This window comes from Pseudochrobactrum kiredjianiae (genome assembly GCF_030362795.1).
Classification (GTDB): Bacteria; Pseudomonadota; Alphaproteobacteria; order Rhizobiales; family Rhizobiaceae; genus Pseudochrobactrum; species Pseudochrobactrum kiredjianiae.
Genome location: NZ_JAUCBM010000002.1, coordinates 176,617 through 195,435, shown reverse-complemented (window position 1 = coordinate 195,435; position 18,819 = coordinate 176,617). Strand labels below are relative to the sequence as shown.

Below are 18,819 nucleotides of genomic sequence, written 5' to 3'. Positions count from 1 at the left end.
AATCTCAGATGCACAGCAAAATTGTGACTTTTATGACTGATGTAAATCAAGTCAAAATTCTCTAAAGGTAAATGATGCGTATTTTAATGATTTAGAGTGGTGCCCGGAGACGGATTTGAACCGCCGACACGCGGATTTTCAATCCGCTGCTCTACCAACTGAGCTATCCGGGCATCCCTGCAAGCCTGCTTGGCTAGCGTGACGGTGTTGGTGTCCGTCTGATGTGAGCGCTTTATAGCATTAAATTTTCAGCTGTCCAGCACCCAAAATAGAAATTATGGCGCGAGCAGCCAATTATTTTCAAAAACCCCCGTTTTCCTTGATTTTTAAGGGATAATTTCTTTCAGCCCAGCGCTTTTTGCATGTGGAAATGTGCAAAACCTCCACACCCAAGCAGCATTTTTTTACAAAACACCCGAATCCGCTGCATACAGTTTCCCTATCGGCATCAGTTCCGTCAGAAAAATCTCAGGCGTCTTATATTTTGCATTCTGTGTCGCCGCTGAAACCGTCTTTTTAAAAGACGCGACATTCAATCGCTACCAAACTGTGCTCCCTTAAAATAATTCCAGATGACTTCACCTCCATGCTGCGATAAAAGGCAGGCATGTCGAGGAGAGGACAATGTCCTGATTCCTGTTTGTCTGCGGGAGAGAGCCGGAAACGGCCACCGAAGGGGAAATCGCCCGAAATCTCTCAGGTACCAAGAACCGCAGATCAGCAAGGCAACTCTGGAAAGTCGGGGGAAACTCCGCGCCGAAGGTGTAAGTAAGTCTCTACGGGCTTGCGAGTCTCTCAGGCTTCCGACAGAGGGGTACATCATGGCTTTCCGCTTTTGCGGAAGGCGTACGTGTGTCTCTGGAGTGAAAAATGGGCGATACAACTTCTTTAAAAACGCTTCCGCTGGAAGAATTACATACCGCATCCGGCGCACGCTTCGGCGGTTTTGCCGGTTGGAACATGCCGCTGACTTATCCGCTCGGCGTGATGAAAGAGCATGTTCATACACGTGAACAGGCTGGTCTGTTTGACATCTCGCATATGAAACTCATTGAAGTTTCCGGCAGCGATGCCGCAGCGCTGTTTGCAAAGCTGTGCCCGATTGATGTCACCAAACTCAATGAAGGCCAGTCGAAATATACATTCCTGATGAATGATGATGCAGGTATCATTGATGACCTGATCGTAACCCGTCTGGGTGACGAGCGCTTCATGATTGTCGCCAATGCCGGTAATGCAGATGTTGATATTGCGCATTTCCAGAAAGCAGCAAGCGCACTGAACTGCACTGTTTCGCCGCTTGACCGCGTTTTGCTGGCCATTCAGGGCCCTCAGGCTGCGGATGTGATGAAGAGCCTCGCTGCTGATCTCGGTTTCAGCGTTGATGAGCTGAAATTCATGCACGGTTTTGAGCCAAAACAAGGCTGGTTCGTTACCCGCTCCGGCTATACCGGTGAAGACGGCTTTGAAATTGCTGCCCCGCTTGGCGATGCACAGTTTCTGGCAAAAGCGCTGCTGGGCGATGCCCGCGTTGCATGGATTGGCTTGGCTGCGCGCGATAGCTTGCGTCTTGAAGCCGGTCTCTGCCTGCATGGTCAGGACATTACTGAGAGCATTGATCCGGTTTCCGCCGGTTTGACATGGGCAATCACCAAAGCCGTGCGTGAAACAGCCGCTTTCCCTGCCGCTGCTAAAGTGTTGGAACTGATTGCCAATGGCCCTGAAAAGCGCCGCGTCGGCATCAAGCCGGAAGGCCGTCAGCCGGTTCGCGCCGGTACAAAGCTGTTTGATGAAGCCGGCAGCGAAATCGGTGAAATCACTTCCGGCGGCTTCGGCCCTTCAGCCGGTTTCCCTGTTGCCATGGGTTATGTCAGAGCCGATCTGAAAGAACCGGGCGCGCGTCTTTTTGCGGAAGTCCGCGGCAATAAAGTGCCTGTAGACGTCCATACACTTCCATTTACTCAACCTCGCTATCACAAAGGATAATCGCATGCCTAAAATCTTTTTTACCGAAGATCATGAATGGCTCAGCGTTGAAGGTGGCATTGCAACTGTCGGCATCACCAACCACGCTCAGGAACAGCTCGGCGATCTCGTATTCGTAGAATTGCCTGAAGTTGAACGCGTTGTTGAAAAAGGCGAAGCCATTGTTGTGGTTGAGTCCGTTAAAGCTGCATCCGATGTATATGCGCCGCTCAACGGTGAAGTCATTGAAATCAACGAAGAGCTCAATGGCAATCCTGCACTCGTTAACAGCGCGGCAGAAGGTGAAGGCTGGTTGTGGAAGATGAAAGTCTCCGATGAAAGCCAGCTGGAAGGCCTGCTTGACGCTGCCGGTTATCAGGCACTGGTTGGCTAAATCATGGCATCATCATCACTTCCTTTTGTAGAGCGCCATATCGGCCCTCGCGCCAGTGAACAGCAGGAAATGCTGTCGGCGCTTGGTCTGCCGTCACTGGATACGCTCATCAGTCAGGCTGTGCCGCAGTCAATTCGTCTTGACCGCGCGCTCAACCTGCCTGCTCCGCTCGATGAAGCCGCAGCTCTCAATGAACTGTCCGGCATCATGGGTCGCAACGTGGTCGCCAAAAGCTTCTACGGTGCGGGCTATCACGGCACCCATGTGCCGCCGGTCATTCAGCGCAACCTGTTTGAAAATCCGGCATGGTACACAGCCTATACACCGTATCAGGCTGAAATCAGTCAGGGTCGCCTTGAGCTGCTGTTCAACTTCCAGACACTGGTAACAGAGCTGACCGGCCTGCCGGTTGCCTGTGCATCGCTGCTGGATGAAGCAACTGCTGTTGCTGAAGCTGTTGGCATTGCCTATCGCCACCACCGCGAAAAGCGTCCGAAAATGGTGATTGCCGGTGAATTGCACCCGCAGACACTGGACGTTTTGAACACCCGTGCAGAACCGCATGGCATGATCATTGAAGTTGGCGGCGAAGTGGATACCACAACCGCTGCTGTGATCATTCCTTGGCCGGATACACGCGGCGTTTACGGTGATTTCACCCGTATTATCGCCAGCGCCAAACAGACCGGCGCTCTGGTTGTGGCCGTTGCCGATCCTCTGGCACTGACCATCACCCAGTCTCCGGGCTCATGGGGTGCCGATATTGCTGTCGGTTCGATGCAGCGCTACGGCGTGCCAATGGGCAATGGTGGTCCTCACGCTGCTTATCTCGGCGTGAAAGAAAACCTCACCCGTATCATTCCGGGTCGTATCGTTGGTCAGTCGCTCGATGCACATGGTCGTCCAGCCTATCGTCTGGCGCTGCAGACCCGCGAACAGCATATTCGTCGTGACAAAGCGACATCGAATATCTGTACCGCTCAGGCACTGCTGGCCAACATGGCTGCATCTTATGCAATCTGGCACGGTCCTAAAGGCCTGCAGGCTATTGCTGATGCCGTTCATGCGATCACTGCCCGCTTTGCAGCCTCGCTGAAAGCTGCCGGTTATGAACTGGCCGGTGAGCAGCTGTTTGATACAGTGACTGTAACTGTTAAAGGCAAAGCACAGGATTATGCTGACAAGGCTCTGGCAGGCGACCGCCTGATCCGCGTCATTGATGCTGATACTGTGTCTGTCACTTTTGATGAAACCTCGCTGGAAGATGATTATCTGGCTCTGGTTGCATTGTTTGGTGCGAAGCCTGTTGAAAAAGCTGCCCGTCTGTTGCCGGATGCGCCACGTGACGAGCATTTCCTGACACAGGCTGCATTCCACAGCTATCGTTCAGAAACCGAAATGATGCGTTTCCTGCGCAAGCTGGCAGACAAGGATCTGGCGCTTGACCGTGCGATGATCCCGCTCGGTTCCTGCACCATGAAGCTGAATGCTGCCGCTGAAATGATGCCGGTCTCATGGCCGACAGTTGGTGGTCTGCATCCTTTTGCACCTCAGGCGCATCTGGAAGGCTACAAGGTTCTGACCGACAATCTCGAAGCATGGCTTTGTGAAGTGACCGGTTTTGACGCTGTATCCCTGCAGCCGAATGCCGGTAGTCAGGGCGAATATGCCGGTCTTCTGGCAATCCGCCGCTATCACCGCGCCAATGGCGATGAGAACCGCAATATCTGCCTTATCCCGTCTTCCGCACACGGTACCAATCCGGCCAGTGCGCAGATGGCAGGCATGAAAGTGGTTGTCGTCAACTGTCTCGAAGACGGTGACATTGATGTGGCTGATCTGAAAGCCAAGGCAGAACAGTATCGCGATACGCTGTCAGCTCTGATGATCACCTACCCGTCCACCCACGGTGTGTTTGAAGAAACCATCCGTGAAATCTGCACAATCATTCACGCGAATGGCGGTCAGGTTTACTTCGACGGTGCGAACCTCAATGCGCTGGTTGGTCTGGCACGTCCGGCCGATATCGGTGCTGACGTTTGCCACATGAACCTGCATAAAACGTTCTGCATTCCGCATGGCGGCGGCGGCCCGGGCATTGGTCCAATCGGTGTCGGTGCACATCTGGCACCATTCCTGCCGGGTCATGTGAATGCAGGCAGCGACAATGCGGTTTCCGCAGCACCATTCGGCAGTGCGTCTATCCTCGTTATCACATGGATGTATATCCGTATGATGGGTGGCGCCGGTCTGAAAAATGCAACGGAAGTGGCCATTCTCAATGCCAACTACATTGCTGAGCGCCTGAAGGATCATTATCCGATCCTTTATACCGGTGCGAACAGTCGCGTTGCGCATGAATGCATCGTTGATACCCGCGTGTTGAAAGACAAAGCTGGCGTCACCGTTGAAGATGTTGCCAAGCGTTTGATCGACTATGGTTTCCACGCACCGACCATGTCATGGCCGGTTGCTGGTACACTGATGGTTGAACCGACTGAATCCGAATCCAAGGCTGAAATCGACCGTCTGTGCGACGCGATGATTTCAATTGCCAAGGAAGCGGCTAAGGTTGAAGCCGGTGAGTGGCCGCAGGATGATAATCCGCTGGCAAATGCACCGCACACCGTTGCAGACACCATGCTCGATGACTGGAAACATCCGTATACCCGTAAGGAAGCGGCCTTCCCTGCGAAGACGATGGATCCGGCTTCCAAATATTGGGCTCCGGTATCGCGCATCGACAATGTGGGCGGCGATCGCAATCTGGTCTGCTCCTGCCCGCCAATGGATGCTTATACAGACTAAATAATAACTAAGGCCCTGATTTTCATCAGGGCCTTAACCATTGAAGGCCGGAGCATCATAGCAGATGTTCCGGCCTTTTTGTCATTGTTGTCACAAAATGCAATGGCAGGTGTAAAGCGATTGAGCCCATCGGAGCCTGAACGTTCGTTCGTTAAAAAGCATTATTCTTTGCATCATCAGAGACTAAGTCGCACAGTTTTCAGTTGTGTAAGAACGACCTTAATTCTGGACGTGGCCATTTCAAGCAAAGGTGCTTGACGCTTAACACCGTTGCTTTTGCATAACTCAGAGATCTTTGACGAGCCGCAGAGCATCATAAATCGCCGCATGAGTATTACGTGCCGCAACGGCATCACCGATGCGGAACAATTGATATTTACCCTGCCCGTTTACATTAACCTGCTGCACACGCCCTTCAATCAGATCATCATAATTGACAGCGCCGAGATTTTTAGACTGCGGCTTCAGCTCAAAATAGAGATCATCCAGCGGCCTTGTGCCATGATTAATGACAATCTGATCGTGATCCTGTTGTTTATCCACCCCGCCATAATCACTGCCGATATATGCGGTGAGTTTATTGCCATTTTGTCTAACCTTATCAAGTAGATAGGTTACTGTGAACGTCACACCTTCTTTTTGTAAGCTCCGCATGTAAGGCACAAGATTCATTGCCATGATTTCCGGTGAAAAACTGCGATCCGGCGTCATAATTTCGACCTTGGCACCGGCTTTGAGAAGCATTTCTGCCGCCTGCAAGGCAGAATGATCGCCCGCATCATCATAAATCAGCACATTTTGTCCGGCCTTAACGTCACCTGACAGAATATCCCATGCGGAAACAACCAGATCATTGCCCTCAGTCAGAACTTCCGTATGCGGAAAACCGCCGGTCGCAATAATCACCACATCAGGGTTTTCTGCATCAATATCAGCCTGCTCTGCCCATGTGTTGAAGCGGAATTCAACACCCAGCCTCTCACATTGTGCCATGCGCCAATCAATAATGCTGATCATTTCACGACGGCGTGGCGATTGTGCCGTCAGACGGATTTGCCCCCCTGCCCGATCAGCCGCTTCAAAAACGACAACCTGATGGCCGCGCTCGCCTGCAACACGCGCTGCTTCCATTCCAGCAGGGCCTGCGCCAACGATAACAATTTTCTTCTTATCCTGAGCCTTACTGATTGTGTGCGGCATGGTCAGCTCACGCCCTGTTACGGGATTATGAATACAATAGGCTGCGCCGCCCTGATAAATCCGGTCGAGACAATAATTTGCTCCGACACACGGCCGGATATCCTCTTCCCTGCCCTCAATGATTTTGCGCACAATATGCGGGTCAGTCATATGCGCACGGGTCATACCCACCATGTCCAGTTTACCCGAAGCAATGGCGTGACGTGCAGTCGCCACATCAGGGATTTTAGCTGCATGAAATGTCGGGAAATTCGTCGCTGCACGAATTTCTCCTGCAAAATCAAGGTGCGGAGATCCCGCCATCCCTTGTATAGGAATGAGATCAGTCATCGCCGGATCAGTATCAATATGACCACGCACGACATTGAGAAAATCAATCATTCCACAGTCTTTGAGGCGACGGGAAATTTCAATCCCCTCCTCAACCCCGTGACCATCTGTCAGCATTTCATCGCCGGTATAGCGTATGCCAACGATAAATTCTGACCCCACGCGTTTGCGAATTTCGCTGAGCACATCAAAAGTAAAGCGCAACCGGTTATCAAGCGATCCGCCATAGGCATTGGTCAGGTCATTGGTTGTCGGTGACCAGAATTGCTGCAGCAAATGGCCATAAGCCTGCAACTCAATACCATCAAGACCAGCAGCTTGCATACGCTCTGCCGCATCACCAAAGTCTTTGATAATTCGCTCAATATCCCAGTCTTCCAGCCGCTTCGGAAATGCCCGATGCGCTCTTTCCCGTTCATGAGACGAGGTGACAGCTGTCAACCAATCGCCTTTATCCCAACGGGTACGCCGGCCAAGATGGGTCAGCTGGATCATGACCGCAGCGCCATGATCGTGACATTCATCAGCCAGCGCCTTCATCCACGGCACAACCTCATCCTTATAGGCCAGCACATTATTGAAGACCGGCGGACTGTCACGGGACACCGTTGCCGAGCCTGCTGTCATTGTCAGGGCCACACCGGCCTTGGCTCGCTCCACATGATAAGCGCGATAAGCATCTTTCGGCATACCATCTTCCGGATAAGCAGGCTCATGCGATGTGGTGATAATTCGATTTCGTAATGTGAGATGTTTCAGATGATAGGGCTGTAAAAGTGGATCATTTTGCATGGTCGTTCCCCTTATTTTGGAGAAAGCCTATGCAAAATGTACACAGCTGTCAATTTTATATACAGCAGTGTACATTTTACCGCAGTTGTACTAATCTTATCAGGCGTGCGCAGTATAAGTTATTGATAAATATATGTATAATTGAGAGTTAGGTGGATGACTGTAGTCACTGAAGAACAGGAAAGCGGTTGGCGCGGTTCAAAAGAGCTATGGCTTGAAGCCGCTTATCAGCTACTCGTTGAAGGTGGAATCGACAATGTTCGTATCCTGTCTCTGGCCAAAATGCTGAAACTTTCCCGCACCAGTTTCTATTGGTTTTTTAAAGATCGTAAGGCTCTGCTCGACGCCCTGCTCCTGCTCTGGCAGGAAAAGAATACCAGCGCCTTGCTCGGCCAATCTCAACTCCATGCCGCTAGCCTTGCAGAAGCAACGCTCAATCTTTTTGACTGCTGGCTGAACAACAATCTCTTCGACAGCCAGTTGGAGCACGCTATCCGCAGCTGGGGCGTACAATCCCCCACTGTCGCTCAGGCACTCACTGAAGCCGACACAATGCGGATGGAAGCGATTAAACACATGTTTATTCGCCATGGCAGTGAGCCGCTGGTTGCTGATGTTCGCTCCCGTGCGCTCTATCTGACCCAGATCGGTTATATCAGCATGAACACGCAAGAGGATACCGCAACGCGGCTTTTACGTGTTCCCTCCTATGTGGCTATTTTTTCCGGTGCCCTGCCCTCTCAGCAAGAATTAGAAAGTTTTCAGCACCGTCATAATCATTGACAATGGCTCCATCTGATTTTGCTCTCTCCGCTTTATCTGCTATCAGGGCGCATAAACATCTTATGTCCCCATAGTCATAATCCGCAGAAATTGAGTTGCCATGTTTAACTTGAGCCAGAGAGAGGTTTTTGAGCAGGAAATTAAAAGGAGCCGCTTTTTGGCCATTGCTTTCCCCGTTGCGGATGAAGAAGCGGCCAAAGATTTCATCGCTCGCGAATCTTACAGTGATGCCAATCACAATTGCTGGGCATGGCGCATCGGACAGAACTATCGTTTCAATGATGATGGTGAACCAAGCGGAACTGCCGGCAAGCCAATCCTGCAAGCAATTGATGGACTGGAACTCGACAACGTTGTCGTCGTTGTGACGCGCTGGTTCGGTGGTACGCTACTTGGTAGCGGCGGGTTAATCCGTGCCTATGGCGGCACCGCTGCTTTATGTTTGCGGGCAGCAGAACTTATTGAACTCATCCCGACAGAAACAATTTATATTCGTACGCATTTCTCAGAATTGGCTTTAATCAAAGCCCGACTAGCAGCAACCGAGCACCTCACCATTAGTTCCGAAACATTTCACAATACCGGCGCTGACCTTCGTCTGGAAATTCCTGTGATTCACAAAGACAATGTCCTACGCATGTTGACGGATGTAACTGCCGGTCGCGTTCAGATTTCGGACAAAGCCGAAGATTTGAGTTTTTAAAAACGACCTGCTGTTGACAGCTGTCAACATTACAACATGACAACCGCATCATGCGGGCTCACACATCTTTCACTCAGCCTAAATAGCAACGTTGTATTTGCACTCATCTGGCTCAGCGCTATTATCAGATAGCATCAGCGCGCCAACAGCATGTCTGGCTCAAATGGGTGCATTTGAGCTAATGCGAACATGCGACAATTAAAAGAATCTAGAGCGAGTGCTGTGTGTCTGGTTAAGTGCTATACACTCTAGTGATCGAATACCATAAATCGTTTCGCAACTGAAACGCCGGTTAGACTTAACGCGACCTTGGGCATAGCTTTCATATAAAGACGAATGAACCCTGCACTGATGTTGCATAAAGGTTAATATTCATTAACCATAAATAATTTGACTTTCAACGCAGGATTCTCAATCCTGTAACGAATAAATGCGCATATTCTTCGCTTTACCGTTACTCGGCCACACTGCTGTTATTTGCGTTTTCCAGTGTTGTTTTAGACACTTGCGTTAACAGATTAGTAATTTTCTCCGAATCGTAGCATGTTAGGCACAGAATAAGCGACGGAATGCGTATTACCGTAACCGGTGCATATAAGGGCCAGAGAAATTGACAACAAATTGGGCAGATATTGTTGCTGATGCACAGCAGCATATGGCAGTGACAAATACGGGCAATGAAGCGCCTTTGGCTGCTGATCGGGCGATCGCAGCGGACGCTGAACTTTTGTCTGCCCAGTTGCAGGCAATGCGCGAACGCTTGTTTGCGCCAACCTCCAATAAAACCTTGCGTAAATTCAGCAGTAGTGAAGCAGCAAAGCTGATCGGCGTATCCGATAGTTATCTTCGCCAGCTATCAATCGCAGGGGAAGGCCCGCAACCGGAAACCGGCTCAGGCGGCCGTCGCCTCTATACGCTTGAGGACATTAATGCCCTTCGCCATTTACTGACCGAACAGAATGCCAATAAGAACCGCAATTATCTGCCATGGCGCGATGAAGAACGCGGTGAGCATTTACAGGTAATTGCAGTCACCAATTTTAAAGGCGGCTCCGGCAAAACAACAACGACAACGCATCTCGCACAGCATCTCGCTTTGTCAGGTCTGCGCGTTCTCGCTGTTGATCTCGATCCGCAGGCATCAATGTCTGCATTGTTTGGCTATCAGCCGGAACTCGATCTCAGCGGCAATGATACGCTCTATGGTGCAATCCGCTATGATGAAGCGCAGCGTCCGTTACGCGATATTATCCGCAAAACTTATTTCGATGGTTTGGATCTTATACCGGGCAATCTGGAATTGCAGGAATTTGAGCATACGACACCGCGCGTTCTTGCTGAGCGCCGTGGTCCGGCGACTGACATGTTCTTCACCCGCGTACAGGCGGCATTGCAGTCTGTAGCCGATGATTATGATGTTGTAGTTATCGACTGCCCGCCACAGCTCGGCTTTTTGACGTTGTCGGCACTATGTGCCGCAACCTCAGTCATTGTCACCGTACACCCGCAAATGCTCGATGTTGCGTCTATGAGCCAGTTTTTGTTCATGACATCGGATTTGCTTTCTGTTGTACGCGAAGCCGGTGGCTCGTTGAACTTTGACTTCCTACGCTATCTGATTACCCGCTACGAGCCAAATGATGGCCCGCAGGCGCAGATTGCTGGCTTCCTGCGCGCCCAGTTCGGCGATCGGGTTCTGACAGCCCCTATGGTCAAGTCGACAGCCGTGTCTGATGCCGGCCTCACCAAACAAACACTTTATGAAGTCGGTCGGGAAAATTTCAGTCGCGTCACTTATGATCGTGCGATGGAATCGTTGACAGCTGTCAACGCTGAAATTGAAGCTTTGATCCATTCAGCCTGGAACCGCCAGGCGAGAGGAGGGAAGGCATGAACAGCTCAAGCCGTAAAAACCAACTGAAAGCCTTGTTCGGCGCTCCTTTGCCTGTTGCTGCTGAAGTCAGTGACGTTGCTACGCCCGCTCAGCCAACTGAAGCATTACCAGTTCACGACAAGGCCCCAGACAATCTCGTACGCTCCTCAGCAAGCCGTTCCGGCGCTGTGAAGGCTATGGGCCTGTCACTTGCGGATATGTCGCGTGAATTGGAAAGCGCAAAACAGCTCTCTGAAAGCCTTGCCAAAGGTGATCAGGTGGTTGAGCTTGATGCATCTCTGATTGACGGTTCTTTTATAGAAGATCGGCTAACCCGTCAGGAAACCGACGATCCCGAATTTTTGTCGCTCATCCAGAGCCTCCATCAGCATGGCCAGCAAGTTCCTATTCTGGTGCGTCCGCATCCAGATAAAGCAGGCCGCTTTCAAGCCGCTTATGGTCATCGCCGCATGCGAGCCGCAGCTCGTCTTGGTATGCCGGTCAAAGCCCTGATTAAACCACTTTCCGATGCCGAGTTGGTTCTTGCACAAGGTAAAGAAAATAGCGAACGTCGCGATCTTTCCTTCATCGAACGTGCTTTGTTTGCTCAAGCCTTGATTGAACGCGGCTTTGAGCGCTCAACAGTTCAGGATGCATTGTCCTTACACAAAGCAGAAATGACACGCTTCTTACAGGTGGCAACAGCCATTCCTGAGCAGATTATTCGTGCAATTGGTCCTGCACCCAAAGTCGGACGTCCGCGTTGGATGCAGCTAGCCGATACACTGAGAGATACAGGCCTTCTGAAACAAGCTCAGCGTATTATCACTGAGCATGAGTTTATCGATGCAGAAACAGACCTGCGTTTTCAGCATCTATTACAAAAACTGACACGGGTTGAAAAAGCGGAAACATCCAAACCTGCGGAACAGAAACTGAAAACTGTAAATGGTGAAAGCCTTGGGCTGTTACGTTTGCAACAGGGCAGGGCGCAATTTGATCTGCAGCGCCATGATGCAGAGGGCTTTGCTGAATATCTCGCAAGAGAGATGTCAGAGCTCTATGAAAAATATCGGCAAGAGAAAAACGGATAAATCTATCCCCGTCTTTTGCCCATGCGTTTAGTATGTGTATCAAGCGTTTTCAGTCTCAAAGGCTGAAGCACAATGAGATTAATGAGGAATAGTCACAGCTATAAAGTAAGAAAGATACTGACTATGTCAGACACTGCGAACTTCATAGCCAATTTGAACAGATAGGAAAAAACGGCAAAAAAAAGGCCCCCTGAACGTTACCGAACCGGAAGCCCTCTTTCAATGTAGCAATTAGAGAGAATCACTTTCGAGATCAAAAGTCAAGAGTCGGCAGTGTTCCGGCAGTCTTTTTGCTTGCCTCTATGAGGTAATAAATGACTGAGCATTTTGCGACGTCCCCATTTGGCGGACGAATGATGAATGCTGCGCATTTTTTGAGTTACGAAAAACTTCGTCAACAAAAACAAAATTTGCGTCAGAACTCTCTTCTAACTGAAGATAATTCAGAACAACGAATTGTGCCTGTTGATCGCTGGAAGCTGTTACGTGCTTTAACCGAAGCGCGTGAAGCCTATCAACTATCTCCGCGTACCATTGCCGTTCTTGAAGTTTTATTGAGCTTTTATCCTGATAAAATGCTCGATGGCAGTGCTCCGTTGATTGTATTTCCATCCAATCAAGAATTGTCGATGCGTTTGCGTGGCATGTCTGCGCCAACCATTCGTCGTCATCTTGCTACGCTGGTCGATGCCGGATTTATCCTCCGGCGTGATAGTCCCAACGGAAAGCGCTTTGTTCGCCGTGACAGCAATGGTGAAATTGCCATGGCTTTTGGCTTTGATCTTGCTCCTCTCACATTCAGAGCAGATGAGATTGAAACGCAGGCCGAGAAAATTCGTGACCAAAATCGGATCCGCCAGCAATTGCGTTTCAGCATTACCATTCATCTGCGTGATATTTCCAAAACCATTCTTGCTGCCCTCAACGAGAGCAGAGAAGGCGACTGGGAAGCGCTCTATGCTCAGTTACAGGCTCTTTCAGGCCGTGTGGAACGCAATGGCACAGTGTCCAATCTCAGTATCCGTGAACGTGCTTTGAGTATTTTACGCTCTCAGGTGGAAAATCTTTATCTTTCAAATGTTTCAGAGCCAAAAATGAGCGGCAATGAGCGTGAAAATGAGCACCACATTCAGAATTCAAATATAGAATCTTTTGATAATACAAATGCTGCAAAAACGGAAAATCCTGAAACGAAAACAAAACGCCAAACATCAGCACCAGATATTCAAAACAAGACACCACATCTCAGTGAGATTTTGAAGACTTGTCCGCAAATCAAGCACTATGCAATGAGCGGTATCCAAAACTGGAAAGATCTGATCATAACTGCTGGGCATATACGCCCCATGCTCGGGATTACCCCATCAGCATGGCGGGAAGCGTGTGAAATTATGGGAGAGATCAATGCTGCCGTGACAATTGCAACAATGCTTGAGCGATCAGATAAAATTCACTCAGCCGGTGGATATTTACGAAAGCTCACGCAACGCGCCGAAAATGGCCAATATTGCGTGCAACCTGTCTTAAGAGCGCTTTCACACACAAAGCATTAAAGCTTCTAATGTCGCAAAGTCTGAACTATTGAAAACTTTGAACGAACATATTCAAAACACTGTGTGACAACCGATTTCTGTTGGTTTGAACAGAGTTCCAGCATAACTAAGCCATATCAAACAAATGGCACTTAAGGATAAATTATGACTGATAATCAGACATCATCGGTGAAAACCAGGCGCGGCAAAATTATGCTGGTCGCTGTCATCGCTGGTCTGCTCGTCAGTGGTTTGACAGCCCTTGGAAGCTGGCAAATTCAGCGCCTTGGCTGGAAACATGATCTGATTGCACGGGTAGAGCAAAATATTCATGCAACCCCAATCGCAGCGCCGGATCTGAGCAACTGGCAACAGGCAGACAAAAAAGCATTGGAATATCGCGCTGTCAGTGTCACAGGGCATTATCTCAATGATAAAGAAACCGCCGTTGCAGCTCTGACAGAAAGAGGTTCAGGTTACTGGATTGTAACGCCGTTTCAGCGTGATAGCGGGGAGGTTATCTATATCAATCGTGGCTATGTACCATCAGCAAAGCGAGCTCCAGAGAACCGCGCTGGCGGGCAGATTGATGGTGAAACATCCGTAACCGGTCTTTTGAGACTGACTGAGCCTAAAGGGTTCTTTTTGCGTCAGAATGATCCGGAAAAGAACATCTGGCACGCGCGTGACATTGAGGTTTTTGCTGAACGGGCAAAACTAAAAAATGTGCCTGACTACTTTATTGATGCCAATGCTGAACAAAATACTGCTGATCGCCCTGAAGGCGGACTGACTGTGGTTAAATTTGCAGATAACCATCTGGTTTATGCGCTGACCTGGTTTGTACTAGCGCTTATGGTTTTAGCAATGGCAGTGTTTTTTATTCGCCATGAAATGAAAAACAAAAATAATATAATAATATCAATAAGTTAAAATTTTAATTTCGAACAAACAGAATTACAGATGTTGGCATAAAGATTAAGAAGGAACTTAAAAACCCTTACACAGACCGCCCGTATTCTCTCCGCTATAACTTAACAATCATACTATTTGTGTTGCTCTCCTGATTTTTGTCTGGTGTTCAACATAAAAGGTATCGATTTATGAGGTTTCTGCATTGCCTCGCATTTGCCGTTTCGTTTTTATTTCTGCCAGAACAGGTCTCTGCGGAAGCTCTGGTGCCTGCCCGCACTGTTTCAACTATAATTGCTCAGAAGAAAACGGTTGAGTGGAAACTGACCTTTAACGGGCTGTTTGCCCCGCGAGAAGAAGTGGCTGTTGGTACAAGTTTACAGGATCAGCGCATTGCAGCTGTCGAGGTTGAGGTTGGGGATCATGTTCGCGCAGGGCAGGTGCTGTTGCGGCTTGATACAATAAAGCTGGATATTAAACTCAAAGAGCATGAAGGGCGTGTAGCCCGTGCCAGTGCAGCCTTGGCGCAGCAACAAGCCACACAGGCGCAGGCACAGTCTAATCTGGATCGCACAAAGCGCTTGCGTGGTAATGGGGCTGTCAGTGAGCAGTCTTATGATGATAAACTATCGGCATTCCGTATTGCCGAGCAGGGAACTGCGGTCACGGCTGCCGAGCTGGCACAAGCTGAAGCGCAACTGGCGGAAGCAAAAAGCGAGCGCGAACGGGCCGTGCTCTACGCGCCTGTCAGCGGAATTGTATCGGAGCGCAATGCCCGTACCGGAGCGCTTGCCGGAAATAATGCGCTCGTGAATCTGATCCGTGATGGTGAAATTGAATTTGCTGCAGAAGTGCCGGAAAGTGAATTGCGCTTTCTGAAAACAGGCCAAAGCGCACAATTGAGTTTGCCGGACGGAACACTTGCAAAAGGACATATCCGTTTAATTTCCCCCAAAATTGACCGGCAAACACGGTTAGGCAGTATTTATATTACTGTGAGTGGAGAAAACGCGTCTCTTTTTTCCGGCAGTTTCGGCAAAGCCGAGGTGGTTATCGCTCAAAACCAGGCCATTCTGGTTAAGGATTCAGCCATTTTACATGGTTCTGCCGTTTCAGACGCCGCAGTCTTTATCATCAGCCATGGCAAAGCAGTAAAGCGTAAAGTAGCGCTCGGCTTGTACAAAAATGGCGAGGTTGAAATCCGCTCCGGCCTGCAGACCGGTGATCAGATTATTGAAAAAGCAGGGCCTTTGCTACGTGACGGTGAAACTGTAACAGCGGCACCAGACCGGATATTGTGAGAGATTTCCAATGACCAGTAATATTTCTGCCTGGGCAATCCGCAAGCTGGTGCCGGTTCTTGTGTTGTTTATTGTGCTGACATTGACTGGCTGGATGGCGTTTAATAAGTTGCCGATCAACGCCAATCCGAATGTGTCCTTTCCGGTGGTCAATGTCACGGTGACACAGGCGAGTGCCGCGCCATCCGAGATGGAAACACAGGTGACACGACGTATTGAAGGCGCTGTTTCCGGCATTGCAGGTGTGAAACATATCCGCTCGACTATCGCTGACGGTGTGTCGAACACCGTGATTGATTTCCGCCTTGGCATCGACCCTGATCGCGCGACCAATGATGTGCGTGAAGCTGTTGCGCAGATCAGGACGGATTTACCCCAGACCATTCAGGATCCTGTTGTTACCCGCATCGATGTCGAAGGCGGTGCGTTCCTTTATTATATGATTTCTGCTCCGCAAAAATCTGACGTGGATATGTCGTGGTTTGTGGATGATACGATTACCCGTGAATTGCTGACGGTTACCGGTGTGCAGAAAGTGCAGCGGCTGGGCGGTGTGAATCGTGAAATCCGGATTGTTCTGAAGCCGGAGCGGCTGCAGGCGCTGGGCGTTTCTGCGGATCAGGTCAATAGCGCGTTACGCGAACTCAATGTCAATGTTCCGAGCGGCCGTGGTAATATTGGCGACAGAGAGCAAACTGTACGTACCCTTGCGAGTGCGAGAAATGTTGAGGAATTATCGCGTTTGACGATTGCTCTTCCGGGCAACCGCTGGATACCGCTGCGTGAAATTGCAACACTGGAAGATGGTGCTTCTGAAGCGCGCAGTTTCTCACATCTTGATGGTAAGCCGGTGGTTGGCTTCTCCGTGTCACGCGCCAAAGGCTATAGTGATACAGTTGTTGCTGAGCGGGTTAAAGAGCATCTGAAACAGATCCGTCAGCAATATCCGGAAACGGAGATTAAAGAGCTGAGCTCAAGCGTTGAATATACGTTGCAAAGCTATAATAATGCGATCACCGCACTGATTGAAGGCGCATTGCTGACCATTGTTGTGGTCTTTCTGTTTTTGCGGAACTGGCGCGCAACGCTGATCGCGGCCGTCGCGATGCCTTTATCCATTCTGCCGACTTTTGCCGCTATGTATTGGCTGGATTTCACGCTCAACAGCATCAGTTTACTGGCACTGACGCTGGTCATCGGCATTCTTGTTGATGATGCGATTGTCGAGATCGAGAATATCGAGCGTCACGTGCATATGGGAAGACGGCCTTATATTGCAGCTCTTGAGGCATCGGATGCAATCGGATTAGCGGTCGTTGCTACCACGCTGACTATTGTTGCCATTTTCGCGCCGGTGAGCTTTATCGGCGGTGCCGTCGGGCAATATTTCAAGCAATTCGGGCTGACTGTGGCCATTGCCGTGCTGGTTTCACTGGCGGTTGCCCGCCTGTTAACCCCGCTAATGGCGGCCTATTTGCTACAACCGCATAAAGCTGTGCTTGAACCGGCCGAACCGTCATGGCTGAGCCGTTTTTATTTGCAGCTACTGGGCTGGACACTCAAGCAACGCAAAACGACTTTTGCTCTTGTTGCGATGATTTTTGCCGGTTCTGTCTATCTGCTTTCCCTGCTGCCAACGGGTTTTATGCCGCAAAGCGATACCAATGCCTCACAGGTCAAGATTACGCTGGCACCGGGCTCCAGACTGGAAGAGACAGCCCGGGTTGCGGATATGATGACCGCGCAGTTGCTGAAACGGCCTGAGGTTAAGGACGTTCTGGCCACCGCATCGGATAGTGTCAGCGATTTTTCGCTGCTGATTAATCTGAAGCCGCGTGAAGAGCGTGGAATAAGTCAGAAAGAGTTTGAAGCAGCAGTGCGTCCGCTCATTGCTGCAGTGCCGGATATTCAGTTCACTTTCACTAATGACAGCGGCAAAGAAGTCTCGGTCGCCCTTGTTGGCAATGATGGTGAAGCGCTGACCCGCGCTGCACGGGCGCTGGAGGCACAAATGCGGACATTGCCGCAGCTTGCCAGTGTTGTCTCGTCTGAGCCGCTGCCGGCACCGGAATTGCACGTTATACCGCGTCTTGATGAGGCTGCACGTCTGGGGGTGTCTCCGGCGGCAATCGGGCTTGTGTCCCGTATTGCGACTTTGGGTGAAACAGATTCCAATTCGGCGCAGTTCAATCTCGGCGACCGGCAGATACCGATCCGCGTCTTGCTGGAAGGGTCTGCCCGTCGTGATCTGGATATGTTGCGCAGTTTGAAAGTGGCAACGGCAAGCGGAACGCCGGTTCCTTTAAGCTCTGTTGCAGATATTACATTCGGTTCTGCCGAGAGCCGTGTGGAGCGGCTTGATCGTAAGCGTTTGATTGAAGTAGAGGCTAATCTCAATAATGGTGCGACATTGGGCACGGCTCTGGATGCGATTGCACAGCTGAGCGCCTATAAAGAACTACCTGAAGGTGTGAGCCAGATTGAATATGGCAATGCTGAATATATGACGGAGATGTTCAGTAATTTCGGGCTGGCTTTGCTGACCGGTATTTTGATGGTTACAGCCGTTCTGGTCCTGTTGTTTAAGGATTTTCTGCAGCCTTTAACAATCCTGATTGCATTGCCGCTATCCATCGGCGGTGCAGCGCTCGGCTTGCTGCTCTATGGCGCGGCGCTTGATCTGCCATCAGTTATCGGCATTTTGATGCTGATGGGCATTGTCTGCAAAAACTCGATTTTGCTGGTGGATTTTGCAATTGAATGCCGCAAGGAAGGACTGGATCGCCATGCCGCATTGCTGAAAGCAGGTATGACGCGTGCGCGGCCGATTATCATGACCACCATTGCGATGGTGGCGGGTATGGTTCCGGCTGCGATTGGGATTGGCGGAGATGCAGGTTTCCGTGCGCCGATGGCGATTGCGGTGATCGGTGGGCTAATTACTTCCACTGCACTCAGCCTGATTTTTGTGCCGGTGATGTTTACCGCCATGGATGATCTGAAGCTCTGGCTGAGCAGAAGGTTAGGCAGCCTGACATCTGTAACGGACGATGATCGTTTGCAAGGCGACGTAATGTTAAGTACTCAGGATAATACGGTGCTAAACAGCAAGACGATATGAAGACAGAAGAG

Annotated in this window: 12 protein-coding genes, 1 tRNA gene and 1 riboswitch; of the genes, 11 read left to right on the top strand and 2 right to left on the bottom strand. The window is 50.2% G+C overall.

All coding sequences use genetic code 11. The features are described 5' to 3' along the window. Positions 1 to 97: 97 nt before the first annotated feature. Positions 98 to 173 (bottom strand) — tRNA-Phe (locus QUF18_RS06935). 464 nt (positions 174 to 637) lie between these two features. Beyond that, positions 638 to 723: riboswitch (glycine riboswitch) on the top strand. Between the two features lie 147 nt (positions 724 to 870). On the opposite strand from QUF18_RS06935, the gene gcvT reads away from it, so the two are divergent. The 3 genes from gcvT to gcvP are packed head-to-tail and all read left to right on the top strand — an operon-like array spanning position 871 to position 5,167. Continuing rightward, positions 871 to 1,986, top strand: coding sequence for a glycine cleavage system aminomethyltransferase GcvT (gene gcvT, locus QUF18_RS06930; RefSeq protein WP_289386360.1), 1,116 nt, complete (start codon positions 871 to 873; stop codon positions 1,984 to 1,986). A 4-nt stretch (positions 1,987 to 1,990) separates the two neighbouring features. Then, a complete protein-coding gene (gcvH, locus tag QUF18_RS06925) occupies positions 1,991 to 2,359 on the top strand; it encodes a glycine cleavage system protein GcvH (protein WP_289386359.1) in 369 nt (122 codons plus the stop codon). A 3-nt stretch (positions 2,360 to 2,362) separates the two neighbouring features. Further along, on the top strand, positions 2,363 to 5,167 hold the full coding sequence (gene gcvP, locus QUF18_RS06920) for an aminomethyl-transferring glycine dehydrogenase (protein WP_289386358.1): 2,805 nt from the start codon (positions 2,363 to 2,365) through the stop codon (positions 5,165 to 5,167). 285 nt (positions 5,168 to 5,452) lie between these two features. Here gcvP and QUF18_RS06915 read toward each other — a convergent pair whose 3' ends face one another. Beyond that, positions 5,453 to 7,489, bottom strand: a complete 2,037-nt coding sequence (locus QUF18_RS06915; RefSeq protein ID WP_289386357.1) for an NADH:flavin oxidoreductase — start codon at positions 7,487 to 7,489, stop codon at positions 5,453 to 5,455. 156 nt (positions 7,490 to 7,645) lie between these two features. Between QUF18_RS06915 and QUF18_RS06910 the strand changes: the two genes are divergently transcribed. The 8 genes from QUF18_RS06910 to QUF18_RS06875 all read left to right on the top strand — a co-directional run bounded on the left by QUF18_RS06910 (position 7,646) and on the right by QUF18_RS06875 (position 18,808). Beyond that, positions 7,646 to 8,272, top strand: coding sequence for a TetR/AcrR family transcriptional regulator (locus tag QUF18_RS06910; protein ID WP_289386355.1), 627 nt, complete (start codon positions 7,646 to 7,648; stop codon positions 8,270 to 8,272). Between the two features lie 100 nt (positions 8,273 to 8,372). Next, positions 8,373 to 8,975: an IMPACT family protein gene (locus QUF18_RS06905; protein WP_289386354.1), complete on the top strand. Its 603-nt coding sequence runs from the start codon at positions 8,373 to 8,375 to the stop codon at positions 8,973 to 8,975. A gap of 655 nt (positions 8,976 to 9,630) precedes the next feature. Then, a complete protein-coding gene (repA, locus tag QUF18_RS06900) occupies positions 9,631 to 10,869 on the top strand; it encodes a plasmid partitioning protein RepA (RefSeq protein ID WP_289386492.1) in 1,239 nt (412 codons plus the stop codon). Then, a complete protein-coding gene (repB, locus tag QUF18_RS06895) occupies positions 10,866 to 11,942 on the top strand; it encodes a plasmid partitioning protein RepB (protein WP_289386353.1) in 1,077 nt (358 codons plus the stop codon). The genes repA and repB overlap by 4 nt, the downstream gene beginning before the upstream one ends. A gap of 314 nt (positions 11,943 to 12,256) precedes the next feature. After that, positions 12,257 to 13,495 carry a plasmid replication protein RepC gene (gene repC / locus QUF18_RS06890; protein WP_289386351.1) on the top strand — a complete coding sequence of 413 codons (1,239 nt, stop codon included), beginning with the start codon at positions 12,257 to 12,259 and terminating at the stop codon, positions 13,493 to 13,495. A gap of 144 nt (positions 13,496 to 13,639) precedes the next feature. Next, complete coding sequence (locus QUF18_RS06885) at positions 13,640 to 14,407, top strand: SURF1 family protein (protein WP_289386349.1); 768 nt, start codon at positions 13,640 to 13,642, stop codon at positions 14,405 to 14,407. A 170-nt stretch (positions 14,408 to 14,577) separates the two neighbouring features. Next, positions 14,578 to 15,687, top strand: a complete 1,110-nt coding sequence (locus QUF18_RS06880; protein ID WP_289386348.1) for an efflux RND transporter periplasmic adaptor subunit — start codon at positions 14,578 to 14,580, stop codon at positions 15,685 to 15,687. A gap of 10 nt (positions 15,688 to 15,697) precedes the next feature. Continuing rightward, positions 15,698 to 18,808, top strand: coding sequence for an efflux RND transporter permease subunit (locus QUF18_RS06875; RefSeq protein WP_289386347.1), 3,111 nt, complete (start codon positions 15,698 to 15,700; stop codon positions 18,806 to 18,808). Positions 18,809 to 18,819: the final 11 nt, after the last annotated feature.